Here is a 14,298-nt window from a genome sequence, read left to right as displayed (position 1 = left end):
GTGCTCATGGCCGCGCCTCCGGCGCGGCGGGGTCCTGGGGCCCTGGCTCCCGGCCTTCCCTCGTCGCTCCGGTCGCTTCGCTCCCTGCGCTCCTCAGTCCAGGCCGGGAGGGCCCCAGGACCGCCCTGTCAGCGCGTCAACAACAGCGTGGGATTATCGCTGTGTGTCTCAGCCACAGCCGCTCCCGCTCGACCGTTCCGCCTTCCTGCTCGCTGCCCGGGGCGAGCCTGCACCACACACCCCGGTGTGGTTCATGCGGCAGGCCGGCCGCGCGCTGCCCGAGTACCGCGCGGTTCGCGAGGGCACGACGATGCTCGAGTCCTGTATGCGTCCTGACCTCGTCGTCGAGATAACGTTGCAGCCGGTACGCCGTTACGGCGTCGACGCGGCGGTCTTCTACTCCGACATCGTGATGCCGCTGAAGTCGGTCGGCTTCGACATCGAGATCAAGCCGGGCGTCGGCCCGGTGGTCGCCGACCCGGTCCGGGACCTGGCGGGTCTCGAGACCGTCCGCCCGGTCACCCCGGCCGACGTGCCCTACATCACCGACTCGGTGAAGCAGCTCGTCTCCGAGCTCGGCGGCACGCCGCTGATCGGCTTCGCGGGCGCGCCGTTCACGGTCGCGTCGTACCTGGTCGAAGGCGGACCGAGCAAGGACCACGCCAAGACCAAGGCGCTCATGCACGGCAACCCGTCGCTGTGGCACGCGCTGGCGGACCGGCTGGCCGACGTCGCGATCGCGTACCTCTCGGTGCAGGTCGAGGCGGGCGCGTCCGCGATCCAAGTGTTCGACTCCTGGGCGGGCGCCCTGTCCCCGCGTGACTACGGGCGGTTCGTCCTGCCGCACTCCGCGAAGGTCTTCGACGCGCTCGCCTCGTACGGCGTACCGCGGATCCACTTCGGCGTGAACACGGGCGAGCTGCTCGGCCTGATGAGCGCGGCCGGCGCCGATGTCGTCGGGGTCGACTGGCGCGTGCCGCTGGACGAGGCGGTACGGCGGATCACCGCGACCGGCTCCGGTCCGAAGCCGGTGCAGGGCAATCTGGACCCGGCCCTGCTCTTCGCGGGATGGGACGCCCTCGAGCCCGAGATCGACCGGATCCTCGCCGAGGGCCAGGCGGCTCCCGGGCACATCTTCAACCTCGGCCACGGCGTCCCGCCGGACGCCGATCCCGAGGTCCTGACCCGCATCGTCAAGTACGTCCAAGCGAAGTCCGCCCGTGTACCTGCCTGACCACGAGGTGACGCTGGAGCGTCTCACCGCCGCGCACGCCGACGCCGTACTCGCGTTCGAGCTGGACAACCGCGAGTACTTCGCCGCGTGGGTGTGGGACCGCGGTGACGACTACTTCACGTCCTTCGCGGCCGTTCACGCGGCCCGACTGGCCGAGCAGGAGGCCGGGGTCTGCCAGTTCCACGTCCTGGTGGACAAGTCCGGTGCGGTGGTCGGCAGGGTGAACCTGGTCGACCTCGAGAACGGGTCGGCCGAGCTCGGCTACCGGATCGCGGAGAAGGCCGGCGGCAAGGGACTCGCCACGGCCGCGGTGCGCGCGGTCATCCAGCTCGCTGCGTCGGAGTACAGGCTGACGAGGCTGCGGGCGGGGGCGTCGGACCGCAACCCCGCGTCGCAGGCGATCTTGACGCGGGCAGGCTTCCGGCCGATCGGCAAGTCGAACACGGACCTGGGACCGGGGACGAGGTACGAGTTGACGCTGGAGGAAGCGTGAGCAGGGTGGTTGTGGTTGGTGGCGGGATCAGCGGGCTGGCCGCGGCGCACGCGCTGGCGACCGGGCCGAACCCTCCACAGATCACCGTGCTCGAGGGGTCGCCGCGGCTGGGTGGAAAGCTGGCGGGCGCTGAACTCGAAGGTGTGCCGGTCGACCTGGGTGCCGAGTCGGTGCTGGCCCGGCGGCCGGAGGCGGTCGACCTGATCCGCGCGGTCGGGCTCGGCGACGACCTGGTGCATCCGGCCACGACATCCGCCGGGCTGTGGGTCGGTGACCGGATCCGGGCGATCCCGCCGACCATCATGGGTGTCCCGGTCGACCCGGCGGCGACTGTCGACGTACTCGGCCCAGCGGCGGCTGACGCGGTGGCACGCGAGGCGGAGTTGCCCGCGCCGGCGCTGACCGAGGATGTTGCGATCGGGCGATTTGTCGCCGACCGGATGGGGTCGGCGGTGACGGACAAGCTGATCGATCCGCTGCTCGGTGGGGTGTACGCCGGCAAGGCCGAGGAGATCTCGCTGGCGGCCGCGGTGCCGGAGCTCTACGCGAAGCTGCGGACCGCGCCGAGCCTGCTCGCGGCGACCGCGGAGCTCCGCGAGGCGGGGCAGCGCCGGGCCGGCCAGCCGGTGTTCGCGGGCGTCGTGGGTGGGATCAACCGCATCATCGAGGCGCTGGAGAAGGATCTGACGGCTCGTGGCGTCGAGATCCGGCGCAAGCTCGCCGTACGGCGGATCACGCGGACGCCGGCCGGTTACGCGCTGGAGGCCGGGCCGGTCCCGGCCCCGACTCTGATCGAGGCGGACGCCGTGATCATCGCCGTACCGGCGACCCCCGCGGCCCGCATGCTGGCGGACCTGGTGCCCGCGGCATCGGCCGAGCTCGCGTCGATCGAGTACGCCAGCATGGCGATCGTGACGCTGGCGGTCCGGAAGCAGGACTGGCCGGCCGGAGCTACCGGGTCCGGGTTCCTCGTGCCGTCGGTGGAAGGGCGGACGATCAAGGCGTCGACGTACTCGCACGCCAAGTGGGAGTGGTCGGGGGAGGCCGGCGGAGAGCTTGCCGTACTGCGTGCCTCGGTCGGACGGCTCGGTGAGGAGTACGTGCTGCAGCGGTCCGATGAGGAGCTGGTCGCACTGGCCGCCGCGGACCTCGGGCGTGCCATCGGGTTGCAGGGGCCTGTGGTCGGGTCCCTGGTGACCAGGTGGGGTGGTGGGCTTCCGCAGTACGCCGTGGGGCATCTGGACCGCGTTGACCGGGTGGAGGCGGCCGTGGCTGCGGAGCCCGGGCTGGCTGTCTGCGGAGCGGCGTACCGGGGTGTGGGGATCGCTGCTTGTGTGGCGTCTGGCGGTAAGGCAGCCACCCGGGTGCAGGCTCACCTAGCCACAGTGGGGACAATGGCTCCGTGACAGAGAAGCCGAAAGCTCGTGAACTCAACAATGTGATCCGGTACACCCTGTGGTCGGTCTTCAAGGTGGAGACGCCGCTGGGTGATGCGGACCGGGACGAGCTGACCGCTGAGCTGTCCGATCTGCTGGCGAAACTGCGGGCCGACGACGACGTGGTGATCCGCGGAATTTACGACGTCGAAGGATTCCGGGCGGACGCCGACTTCATGATCTGGTGGCACGCGCGGACGTCGGACGCGTTGCAGAAGGCATACCACGCGCTGCGGCGGTCGCGGCTCGGGCGGCACCTGGCGCCGATCTGGTCGCAGTTCGCGCTGCACCGGCCGGCCGAGTTCAACAAGAGCCACATCCCGGCGTTCCTGGCCGACGAGGAGGCGCGGGCGTACGTCTGCGTGTACCCGTTCGTGCGGTCGTACGAGTGGTACCTGCTGCCGGACGAGGAGCGGCGGTTCATGCTGGCCGAGCACGGCAAGATGGCCCGCACCTACCCGGACGTGCGGGCGAACACGGTGGCGTCGTTCGCGCTCGGCGACTACGAGTGGATGCTGGCGTTCGAGGCGGACGAGCTGCACCGGATGGTCGACCTGATGCGTGACCTGCGCGCCTCGACGGCACGGCGGCACGTGCGCGAGGAGGTCCCGTTCTACACGGGCAAGCGGACCGAGCTCGGCGAGCTGGTCGCCAACCTGGCGTAAGCCGGTGCACCGCAAAGCGTTCCCGGTGCTCTACGTGAGCAACGTGCGCCGGTCCGTCGACTTCTACGCGCTGCTCGGGTACGAGCCGACGTACCAGTTCCCGCTGGAGGGTGACCCGCACTACGTCGGCCTCGAACGCGGCGATTCCTCACTGGGCCTCTCGGACGCGAGCTGGCCCGAGGCCCAGCTGGGCATCACGGTCGGCGCGGCGCCCCGCTTCGAGCTCTTCGTGTACGTCGACGACGTCGACGCCGAGGTGGAGTCGTTCCGGGCCGCCGGGCACACGGTCCTGCAGGAGCCGGTGACCATGCCCTGGGGCGAGCGCCAGGCCTACATCGCCGACCCCGAGGGCAATCCGGTCGCCCTCGCCACACCGATCTAGGCGACTCAGGTCCCGGGCTTCTGGAAGAGGTAGTCCTCGGCGCGCATCGAGGTCGGGGGCTTGATGTCCTGCGGAAGCAGCTCGCGCAGATCGCGCTCGGTCAGGCTGTCCGGGTCGTACGCCGACAGCCGGGTCGCCTGGTTGGAGATGGCCTCTTCGAGCACGTTCCGGATGAAGCGGCCGTTGCCGAAGTTGTGGGCCCGGGGAGCCGGCGGGATGACCGCGCGGAGCGCATCCAGCACGTCGCCGGAGTAGATCATGCCGTTCAGCCGGGCCTGCAGCTCGAAGATGGCGACGAGCTGGTTGGTGTCGTACTCGCTGAAGGACAACAGCTTGGGGAACCGCGACGCCAGCCCGGTGTTGGACTCCATGAACCGCTGCATCTCGCGGTGGTAGCCGGCGACGATCACGATGCACTCGTCGCGATGGTCCTCCATCAGCTTCAGGATGGTGGCCACGGCCTCGAGGCCGAAGTCACCCGGGCTGTTCTCCGGAACCAGCGTGTAGGCCTCGTCGACGAACAGCACCCCGCCGAGCGCCTCGCGGAACTTCGCCGCGGTCAGCGGCGCGGTGGTGCCGACGCTGGAGCCGACCAGGTCGGACCGGTCGACCTCGACCACGTGACCCTTCTCGAGGACGCCGAGTTGCTTGTAGACCCGGCTGAGCAACCGGGCGATCGTGGTCTTGGCCGTGCCGGGCTTGCCGACGAACACCATGTGCCGGGCCCGCTCGTGACTCGGCAGACCGAGCTCCTTGCGACGCAGGTTGGTCTTGACCTCGGCCACCATCCGGCGGACCGCGTCCTTGATCGAGTCCAGCCCGATCAGCGCGTCCAGCTCGGCCATCGGGTTGTCGGTGTAGTCCACCGGCTCCGGCACGGCCAGCATCACCGGCTCCGCCCGGATCTCGGCAGCTTGGGCGGGCTCGGGCTCGACCTCGACGACTGGTTCGGGCACGGGCTCGACTGGAGGCTGCTGTTCGGGTTCAGCCTCGCGCACCGGAGCCGGCGGGTTCGGCGTACTGGAAACCGGCCGGGGATCACGGAGGAAGGCGTTCAGGTCCGGGACCTGCAGCTCCGGCCACGGTGCGCCCGCGAGTACGTCGGCCAGATGCACCGAGACCCTGGTAGCCGCAGCAGCCCAGGACCGCGCGAGCCCTTGCTGGTCGCGACGCACCGCGCGGGCCAGCCACACGGTGTTGGCGGCCAGCCAGGTGTGCGCGTCGAAGCCGGCCTTGAGGTCGGCGAGGGCGTTCACGACGTCCCAGCCGGCGCCGCCCAGGATCTGGCCGACGGCCGGAGGCAGGCCGTGGAGCCCGGTGGCCAGGATCATCCGGGCCAGCAGCTGCGCAAAGTCGCCGGCTTCGTCGTCGGGGACTTCCGTCACCAGCTTGGCGTGTGTGTCCCGGAGCGTGCTGAGCGAGTAGTACAGGGCCGACGCGGTGCCCGCCAGCTCCGGCAGCGCCAACCGCTCGTCATCGCTGAGTACGGCGGTCCGCCAGAACTGAGCGATCGTCTCGTAGTCGGCGGCGGTGTGCATGCGGGTCAGCTCGCGGTCCCAAAGCACCCGGTCGAACGCGCTCGTCAGGGCCCGGGCCCGGGTCGCCATCGGCGGCGCGTCGACGAAGAGGCTGACGACGTCCCGGGACAGCTGCAGCGCCTGCCGGCGAGCGTCTTCGCGGAAACCGCGAGCGCCGGACACCAGCTGCAGCGGCCAGTCGGCGTCCGCGACCCGGATCAGGTGACCGGCCCCGCCGTACCGGACCGGCGACCGGTAAAAGTCCCGGGTCAGCACGGCGGAGATGTCGGCGTACTCGCCGTGGAGCACCGGGATCCAGCCGGTCAGGAGTGGGGCGATCTGGTGGGTGAACCACACGGCGGCCGGCGTTCCGTCGACGAACTCCGGGAAGGCGACCGGCCGCAACGTGCCCGGATCGTCGCCCCACGCGCGTAGCCGGTCACGGACACCGGCCAGCCAATCCTCCGGCACCTCCCAAGGCTGGTCGGCTCCAAGAGCATCGAGAACGCGAGGTCCGAAGTCGTCAGCCACGCTGGCCAACTTTAGTGTGTCAGCGGCCGACGTCCCGGCAGCTTCAGGCGGGTTGCAGGGTGAGGCTGATGCTGTTGATGCAGTAGCGGAGGTCGGTCGGGGTCTCGTAGCCCTCGCCTTCGAAGACGTGGCCGAGGTGCGAGCCGCAGTTGGCGCAGCGGACCTCGACGCGCTTCATGCCGAGGGTGCTGTCCTCGATGTACTGGACCCGGTCCTCGGCCAGCGGGGCGAAGAAGGACGGCCACCCGCAGTGCGAGTCGAACTTGTTCTCGCTGCGGAACAGCTCCGCGTCGCAGGCCCGGCACTTGTACACGCCGACGGTCTTCGTGTCGGTGTACTCACCGGTGTACGGCCGCTCGGTCCCGGCCTTGCGCAGTACCTGGAATTCGGCGGGGGAGAGCTGCGCCTTCCACTCCGCGTCGGACTTGGTCACGGCGTACTGCTTGGTGTCATCTGTCACGAGTCCAGTATCGGCGCCCGGGCAAGGAAAACCCCGCCCGGGCGGCCGCACGTAAGACTCCCGTGATCGCCGCGCCCTCAGGCCCGCCGGATCACCGGACCCAGGACGGCAGTGGGATGACCCGCACCACCTGGGGGTCGTGGTCGCTGATCTGGTCCGGGAACTCCGCGTTCATGTGCACCACGTCGTACGTCGAGGCCGGCTGCAGGTTCTTCGAGATCAGGATCTGGTCGAGGATCTGGCTGTTGCCCTCGAACACGTAGCTGTAGCGCTCCGGCAGCGGGAGGGTCCGCGGCATGTCGATCAGCGCGGTCTTGCCCGAGCCGACCAGGATGTCCGCGGTCTCGGACCAGTCGAAGTCGTTCAGGTCACCGAGCACGACCACGTTCGCGCCCTTGTCCTTCGCGAGGATCTGGTCCACGAACCCACGGACCGCCTGAGCCTGCTGGTGCCGCTTCTCCGCGGTCACCTGCACCGGCGGCTGGAACCGGCCCCACAGCGGGTTGTCGCCGCCCTTGGAGCTGAAGTGGTTGACCACCACGAACAGGCTCTGCCCGTGCCAGGTGAACTCACCGGCCAGTGGGACCCGCGTCGCGGGCCAGGCCGGGTTGGCCGGGTCGACCCGGCCCGGCGACGAGCTCAGGTGCGGCCGGCCGAACCGGTCGGTGGTGATCGTCGTCGGCACCGTCGAGCCGCCACCGGGGCGGTCGACGAACTTCACCGGCTTGTCCGTCCGGTACATGAACGCGACCCGGATGTTGCCGCCCGGCTCGCCACCCTCGGCGTTGTTCACCGGGTCGATCTGGCGATAGGCGTACTTCGGTCCGCCCGCGGCCTGGATCGCGGCGACGAGCGTGTCCAGGGTGACGTTCGCCTGGGTGTTGCCGGAGTTCGTCGCGCCGTCGTTGTCCTGCACTTCCTCCAGACCGACGATGTCGGGCGAGGCGAGGTTCTTCACCACTGCCTGCGCCAGCCCGTCGAACTTGGCCGGACCGTCGGACGGGTCCAGGTTCTCCACGTTGAACGTCGCCACCGATACCTGCAGCGGCGAGGACGCCTTGGTCGTCTCGCGCTTCACGCCGCCGTCGATCACGGTCGGGGTCTGCGTCGGGAGGAACTTGAAGTTCCCGAACGAGTAGTCCAGGACACCGGTCACCACACCGGCCAGCTTGTCGCCGGTCTTCGCGTCCGGGATCGGCGTCAGCACGTCGTCGAGCAGGACGCGCTCGGGGTTGCTGTCGGTCTTCTGCAGCAGGATGCCGCCACGCACGGTCCGCACTCCGGATCCGGCCGGTACGACGGACAGCTCACGGAACGAACTGGTCGGACCGGTGACCTGGGGCTCGTTGATGCCCAGCCACATCCCTTCCAGCGACTCCCAGAAGTCCAGGCCGTCGTTGGCGGGGTCGAACGCCGTACTGGTGGTCTCGACGTCACCGGCCGAGTCGTCCTCGATCACGGTCGACGGCGGGACGCGGCCACCCGGGCCGACGATCGTCGGAGCCGGTACGGCGGCCGTGCCGGTGACCGTGATCGTCGGGTTGGTGAGCTCGGTGGTGGTCAGGTTCGTGACTCCGCCCGAGCCGCCGGGACGGAACTCGGCAACCGTGCCCTGCACCGTGACGGCGTCACCGACGGAGACCGTCGGCGCGGAGCTGGTGAAGACGAACAGACCTTCGCTGGTCGCGGGGTCGGTGTCCGGCTGCGGGTCCTGGAACCAGAACCCGTTGCCGGTCTTCGCGGTCACCACACCGGTGACGTTGGCGGCCACCTTGCCCTCGAGCGGCGACCGGTGCGCGGCGCCCTGGATGTCGTGGATCTTCGCGTCGACCGGCGGCTCGGTCGGGGTCGAGGTCAGCGTGCCCGGCGACGGGTTGCCGACGGCGAAGTCGGCACCGTTGTTGTCGGTGTCCTTCGTCGGGTCGATGCGCGCGGCCGAGCTCGTGTTCGAGAGCGTGCCCGTCGGTGCGGTCTCGGAGTCGGTCGCCGCGGAGCCGAAGCCCACGTAGTCCCGAACCGCCGGATCGGCGTGGCACACGGAGCCACAGGCCAGCGCGGTCTGGTTGGTGACCAGCGCGACCTTGCCCGCGCTCGCGGACATCGCGATGGTGCCCGAGACGTCCGGGGTAGGCATCGGCGCGCCGTTCCCGGCGCCGGCCCCTTCCTGGACGAGGTACGCCGCACCGGGGGCGATGCTGCCCGTCAGCTTGGTCACCTGCCAGGTGACGCCGGTCGACGACGCGTACTGGACCGACCAGCCGCTCACGTCGACCGGAGAGCTGCCGTTGTTGGTCAGCTCGACGAAGTCGTTCGTGTACGGCGCGCCGCTGTTGCCTCCACCGCCGTACACCTCGGTGATGACCACATCGGGGGAGGCGGCGTTCGAGGGTGCGGCCAGCAGCACTCCGGCGGCCGACAAGGCGAGACACGAGGTGATCACGAGGGCGCCCAGGCGGCGCCGCGATCGGTTCTGGGCAGACATGAGCCGGATTCTCACACCCGGACCAGTCGCCGCCAAGGTCCAACACGTGAACAGCCGGTGCGCGCCCGGAAGGCACGGGTGATCATTCGCCGGGGTGCATCGCCAGCAGGTGGTGGACCTCCATCGGCTCGGCCTTGCCCTTGAGCCTGAGCAGCCCGAGCGACTCGGTGACCGCGTCCGGCAGGAGTGCCTTGGTGGCCGGCCCGATGGCCACACCACCGCCGGGAGCCTTGCCCTCGATCCGGGACGCGACGTTGACCGTGTCGCCGATGACCGTGTGCGTCCGCCCGCCTTCGGTGCCGAGCAGACTGACCGACGCGATCCCGGTGTTGATGCCGACCCGGAACCGCGGCCAGTTCGGGTGCGCCGCCTGGACCGCGATCGCCGCATCCTGCAGCGCCAGTCCCGCCGCGGCCGCGCGGGCGGCGTGGTCCGGCTGGTCACCACGCTTGTTGAAGGTCACCATCAGCGCGTCCCCGATGATCCGGTCCACAGTGCCGCCATGCCGCCGTACGACGGGAGGTACGACGACCTGAAAGTACGTGTTCAGCATCGCCGCGACCTCGGCCGGGTCGTGCTTCTCCGAGAACGGGGTGAACCCCTCCAGATCCGCGAACAACACGCTCAGCTCGCGCTGCCCCGACACGGTGTCCTCCAGGTAGAGATCCGCGAACCTTTCCTCGTACCACTGGAGCCGCACCCCGACCAGAACCAGTGCGAACGCGGTGAGCAGCAGCACATGCCACTCCCACCACGACAGCGCCCAGTTCTGCGCGAACACCAGCGCGACCATCGCCTCACCGAGCAGCACGTTGGCGGCGACCATCGCCAGCACCATCAGCGACGGGCGCTGCCACCAGCTCCGCAGAAAACGCGCCGCCGCGATGGCGTACAGCAGCACAGCCGGTACGGCGATCACCTTGAGGATGCCGTCGGCAACCTCCGGCACCGAGGCGGCGTGCAGCGGAGGCAACCGCAGGACCGAGGCCGCGGCCCACAAGCCCATCAGCGTCAGCAGGCCGGCCCGGAGCCACCGTCCCCACCGCATCGCGGACGCCACCCGATCCCCGGAGAAGTTCAGGGTGGACAGGACCGCGAACACCGAGCCGAGCGCAACGCCCACCGGGGTCGCGAGCGTGAAACCGACGTTCGGCGTGTCGAGCAGCACCTTCGGCGTGGCCAGCGCGTGCAACCCGAGAAACCCGGCCGCCGACAGAAACGTCAGCGAGATGAACAGCACCCGGGGATCCCCCCGCCGAAGCGCCGCCGCACCCGTCACGTACGCGAGTACGGCGCTCAGCCCGGCGGTCAGGAGCACCAGCCAGAAGTGCGCCGGATGGTGCTCCCAATGCACGTTGAGCCGAGGCGCATTCAGCAGCAGGACCAATCCAGCCAGCGGTATCAGCAGCGCGACGGCGGTCAGCGCGACCATCGCCGGGGTGTAGACGAACCGTCGCTTAGCCATCCGCCGAGACCCTGAGATGGGTGTGGATCTGCGACACGACCACGGAACCCTCGCCGACCGCGGACGCCACCCGTTTCACCGACTCGCTGCGTACGTCGCCGATCGCGAACAGCCCCGGGACGGTGGTCTCGTAAGGCTGCGGCGGCCGGCCCTCGTGCCAGTGCGGATCGACGCCCGCATCCGTGCCGGTCAGGACGAAGCCCCGCCGATCCCGGCCGACCTCCTCCGGTAGCCAATCCGTACCAGGCACAGCACCGATCATCACGAACAGTCCGTCGACAGCGAGCGTCTCCTCGGCGCCGGTCTCGCGATCCCGAAGCGTGACCTTCTGCAGCCACCGGTCGCCGCCGCCGTCGACAACCTCACTGGAGACCCGCACGGTCACATTCGCCGCGGCCTGGATCACGTCGATCAGGTACTGCGACATGCCCGCGGCAATATCCTTGCCGCGGATCACCAACGTGACCTGCCGGCAGTACCGAGCCAGATCCACGACCGCCTGCCCGGCCGAGTTCCCGCCACCGACCACGCAGGCGTCGAGACCCTTCAACCCATGGACCTCCGAGACGTTGGCGCCGTAGTACACACCGGTCCCCATCAGCTTCTCCAGCGACGGTACGCCGAGCCTCCGATACGACACGCCCGCCGCGAGTACGACGGCCCGCGCGGTCACCTCACCGACGTCCCCGATCACGGCGACGAAATGGTCGCCACGCTTCTCGACCCGCTCGACCGTCCGCATCAGCATGAAATGCACGCCGAACACCCAGGCCTGCTGGTATCCGCGCTGCGCCAGCTCCGAGCCACGAATACCCCGGGAGAACCCCAGATAGTTGCGGATGAGCGACGTGGACCCGGCCTGCCCGCCGATCGACTCCCGCTCCACCACCAACGTCCGCAAACCCTCGGACGACGCGTAGACGGCGGCCGCCAACCCACCTGGACCGGCCCCGATCACCAGCACATCGAACGACGGCTCCTCGCCGGGAGCCAGCCTCGTCGGCACCCCCCACGCCTCGGCGATCTCCACGTCGGTCGGATCGTGCAACAGGGTGCCGCCGACCGCCGGCATCCAGACCAGCACACCGTCGCCGGGATCCGGCTCCCCGATGAACTCCAGTGCGTCGTTCGCCGACGCCGAACCGCTCGGCCGGAAGGCGCTCGGGATGCCGTTGCGTGCGAGCAGGCTGCGCACCGCCTGGGCCCGGACCGAGTGGTCGGAAGCGATCACGACCACCTCGCGCAGGTTCGCCACCTCGTTGCGGGACCACTCCTGGACGAACTCCGCGACGGTCCGGTGGAACAACTCGTCCCGCGCGATCCACGGCTTGAGGACGTAGTAGTTGATATCCCCGACCGACATCGCGGACAGGATCGCGGCCGCCGTCGCACGGTCCGCCCAGGCGCCCCACTCGATCAGCAACGCCCGGCGCGCGTCCGGATGCAGCGTGCGAGCCGCGGCGAGGATCTCGGTTCGCGCGGCGTCGGTGAACGCGTGATCGACCAGGACGACGGCGACCCGCTGTCCCCAGTCGTGAGCTTGCTGTAAGGAATTGATCGCAGCAGCGGCGGTCAGCTCACCGCGGACTCTGAAGTCAACGCCGAAGCCCCGCTCCAGCTCGGTTTCACAGCGCTCCAGACGCTCCGGGTCAGCGTCGACGACGAGCAGCAGTGGCCTGGCCTCTTGAAGCCTGGCCACCTGCACTCTGGAATCTCCCCCGAGCTCCCCACCCATGCATGTGACGGTAGGTCCGCGACCGGCGGACGGCAATGGACAAAGCGTTTGTTCACCAGTCTGTACTTGATTGCCGCGCCTCCGGCGCGGCGGGTCATGGGGCCTCGGTTCCCGGCGGGCCCCATGACCTCACCGACTCAGTTCACGCTGACGGCGGACCAGGCGGCGGCGACCGCGGCCCTTTCTGTGCTGTTCGCGCCGTACAGGTCGGTGGCCGCGTTGAGTGTCGCGGTCCGGGCCTGGGCGTACGTCGTACCGCTGGTCATGTACGTGGTCAGTGCGCGGTACCAGATCTTGCCGAGCTTGTCGTGGCCGATGCCGGTGACCGTCGAGCCGTTGCAGGTCGGCGAGTTGTGCGGGAAGCCGCCGATCGTCTTGGCGCCGCTGCCCTCGGCCAGCAGGTAGGCGAAGTGGTTCGCGATCCCGGACGAGTAGTGCACGTCGAGGTTGCCGACGCCGGAGGACCAGCAGTCGGGGGAGTTGCCGTCCTTGCTCGGCTTGTCCATGAAGCGCAGCGCCGGCCGGTCCTTCATGATCCGCTCGCCGATGTAGTAGTCACCGGGGTCGGCGGCGTTGTTGGAATAGAACTCGACCATGGTGCCGAGGATGTCGCTGGTCGCCTCGTTCAGGCCGCCGGACTCACCGGAGTAGGTGAGGTTGGCCGTGTGCTCGGTGACGCCGTGGGACATCTCGTGGCCGGCCACGTCGATCGAGACCAGCGGACCCGCGACGACGTTGTCGCCGTCGCCGTACGTCATCTGCTTGCCGTCCCAGAACGCGTTCACGTAGTTGGTGCCGTAGTGCACCCGGCTCGGGACTCCCTTGCCGTCGTTGAAGATGCCGTTCCGGCCGTGCACGTTCTTGTAGTAGTCGAACGTGGTCGCGGCCCCGTAGTGCGCGTCGACGGCGGCGGTGGCCCGGTTCGCGTTGGTGCCGGTGCCCCAGTGGTTGTCGGCGTCGGTGAAGCGCGTCGGCGTCGGGCAGCCGAGGCCGAACAGCTGGCAGAGGATGGAGTCGGTCTTGTTGTTGGCGTCGGCGGTGAAGCCGTTGCCGTGGACCGGGTCGGTCAGCGTGAAGCCGCCGGTGGCCGCCGTGGTCTGGAGCGGCACGGTCCCGCTGTAGAGGCTCTGGCCGTCGCCGGTCGCGGTCTCGATGTGCTGCTCGCTGACCAGCTTGGCGCCGGTGAGTGCGTCGATGGTGGTCGTGATGTTGCTCGGCGTACCGTCGGGCTGCGTGCCGACCGTGGTGACCAGATAGGCCAGCCGCGGCGCACCCTTGCGGGCCTCGATCACCAGCGCGGGCTTGCCCTCGGCCTTCAGGCCCTTGGCCAAAGCCTTCGGCGTCGCCGTCGCGACGCTGACCTTCGGGGTCCGGCTCACGTCGGCGCTGCGGCTCAGCGTCAGGCTGGCGCCCTTGAAGGTGCCGTCCTTGGCCTGGTGCACGACCACGTCACCACCGAGGACGGGCAGCCCGCCGATGGTGCGATCCATCCGGACATGGCTGGACCCGTCCGGGTCGACGATGACGTCCTTGACGGCGAACGCATCGGCGCCGGTGGCACGCAGTACGGCGAGATGGTCGCCGATCGCGGTCTTGGCCCGGGCAACGGCCGCGGCCGGACTGGGAACGGGGTCTGCCATCGGTGCACCCGTGGCGGTGGTGACACTGGACAGACCGAGGGCGGTGGTGGTCGCCACTGCGGTGGCAGCGGCGAACAGGGCGGATCTGTTCATCCTCGCGCTCCTTCATCAGCGTCCCGGGGGCCTCACGCCCCAGGAACGAGGGTGCTGGAACGTTACCGCTCGGTCACCCACGGTGGCCAGAGGTTGGGAAAAGTTGCCTTTCCCGCACGCTCCCGGGCAATTCCGGGACTTGGTCGGTGCGGGGCGATAACGTCG

11 protein-coding genes are annotated in these 14,298 nt (G+C 69.6%); 5 read left to right on the top strand and 6 right to left on the bottom strand.

The window, feature by feature from the left end:
- Nucleotides 1-163: 163 nt before the first annotated feature.
- The 5 genes from hemE to OG876_RS37125 are packed head-to-tail and all read left to right on the top strand — an operon-like array spanning nucleotide 164 to nucleotide 4,210.
- Entirely contained in the window at nucleotides 164-1,234 is a 1,071-nt protein-coding gene (gene hemE / locus OG876_RS37145) for a uroporphyrinogen decarboxylase (protein WP_328521391.1), read from the top strand.
- The gene (locus OG876_RS37140) at nucleotides 1,221-1,727 is read left to right on the top strand and encodes a GNAT family N-acetyltransferase (RefSeq protein WP_328521390.1); all 507 of its coding nucleotides are present in this window, start codon (nucleotides 1,221-1,223) and stop codon (nucleotides 1,725-1,727) included. Before hemE ends, OG876_RS37140 begins: the two co-directional genes overlap by 14 nt.
- Nucleotides 1,724-3,133, top strand: a complete 1,410-nt coding sequence (hemG, locus tag OG876_RS37135) for a protoporphyrinogen oxidase (RefSeq protein WP_328521389.1) — start codon at nucleotides 1,724-1,726, stop codon at nucleotides 3,131-3,133. The genes OG876_RS37140 and hemG overlap by 4 nt, the downstream gene beginning before the upstream one ends.
- The gene (gene hemQ, locus OG876_RS37130; RefSeq protein WP_328521388.1) at nucleotides 3,130-3,828 is read left to right on the top strand and encodes a hydrogen peroxide-dependent heme synthase; all 699 of its coding nucleotides are present in this window, start codon (nucleotides 3,130-3,132) and stop codon (nucleotides 3,826-3,828) included. The genes hemG and hemQ overlap by 4 nt, the downstream gene beginning before the upstream one ends.
- Nucleotides 3,829-3,832: 4 nt before the next feature.
- Entirely contained in the window at nucleotides 3,833-4,210 is a 378-nt protein-coding gene (locus OG876_RS37125) for a VOC family protein (RefSeq protein WP_328521387.1), read from the top strand.
- Between the two features lie 5 nt (nucleotides 4,211-4,215).
- Here the strand turns inward: OG876_RS37125 and OG876_RS37120 are convergent, their stop codons facing one another.
- The 6 genes from OG876_RS37120 to OG876_RS37095 form a co-directional block, all read right to left on the bottom strand.
- Nucleotides 4,216-6,258: an AAA family ATPase gene (locus OG876_RS37120; RefSeq protein WP_328521386.1), complete on the bottom strand. Its 2,043-nt coding sequence runs from the start codon at nucleotides 6,256-6,258 to the stop codon at nucleotides 4,216-4,218.
- A 43-nt stretch (nucleotides 6,259-6,301) separates the two neighbouring features.
- The gene (gene msrB, locus OG876_RS37115) at nucleotides 6,302-6,718 is read right to left on the bottom strand and encodes a peptide-methionine (R)-S-oxide reductase MsrB (protein WP_328521385.1); all 417 of its coding nucleotides are present in this window, start codon (nucleotides 6,716-6,718) and stop codon (nucleotides 6,302-6,304) included.
- 91 nt (nucleotides 6,719-6,809) lie between these two features.
- Nucleotides 6,810-9,200 carry a lamin tail domain-containing protein gene (locus tag OG876_RS37110; protein WP_328521384.1) on the bottom strand — a complete coding sequence of 797 codons (2,391 nt, stop codon included), beginning with the start codon at nucleotides 9,198-9,200 and terminating at the stop codon, nucleotides 6,810-6,812.
- 82 nt (nucleotides 9,201-9,282) lie between these two features.
- Nucleotides 9,283-10,665 carry an adenylate/guanylate cyclase domain-containing protein gene (locus tag OG876_RS37105; RefSeq protein WP_328521383.1) on the bottom strand — a complete coding sequence of 461 codons (1,383 nt, stop codon included), beginning with the start codon at nucleotides 10,663-10,665 and terminating at the stop codon, nucleotides 9,283-9,285.
- The gene (locus OG876_RS37100) at nucleotides 10,658-12,400 is read right to left on the bottom strand and encodes an FAD-dependent oxidoreductase (protein WP_328521382.1); all 1,743 of its coding nucleotides are present in this window, start codon (nucleotides 12,398-12,400) and stop codon (nucleotides 10,658-10,660) included. Before OG876_RS37100 ends, OG876_RS37105 begins: the two co-directional genes overlap by 8 nt.
- Nucleotides 12,401-12,537: 137 nt before the next feature.
- Nucleotides 12,538-14,133, bottom strand: a complete 1,596-nt coding sequence (locus OG876_RS37095; protein WP_328521381.1) for a M4 family metallopeptidase — start codon at nucleotides 14,131-14,133, stop codon at nucleotides 12,538-12,540.
- Nucleotides 14,134-14,298 lie beyond the last annotated feature (165 nt).

The sequence above is a fragment of the Kribbella sp. NBC_00359 genome (assembly GCF_036097425.1).
Classification (GTDB): Bacteria; Actinomycetota; Actinomycetes; order Propionibacteriales; family Kribbellaceae; genus Kribbella.
This window is presented reverse-complemented; position numbering and strand designations above follow the sequence as displayed.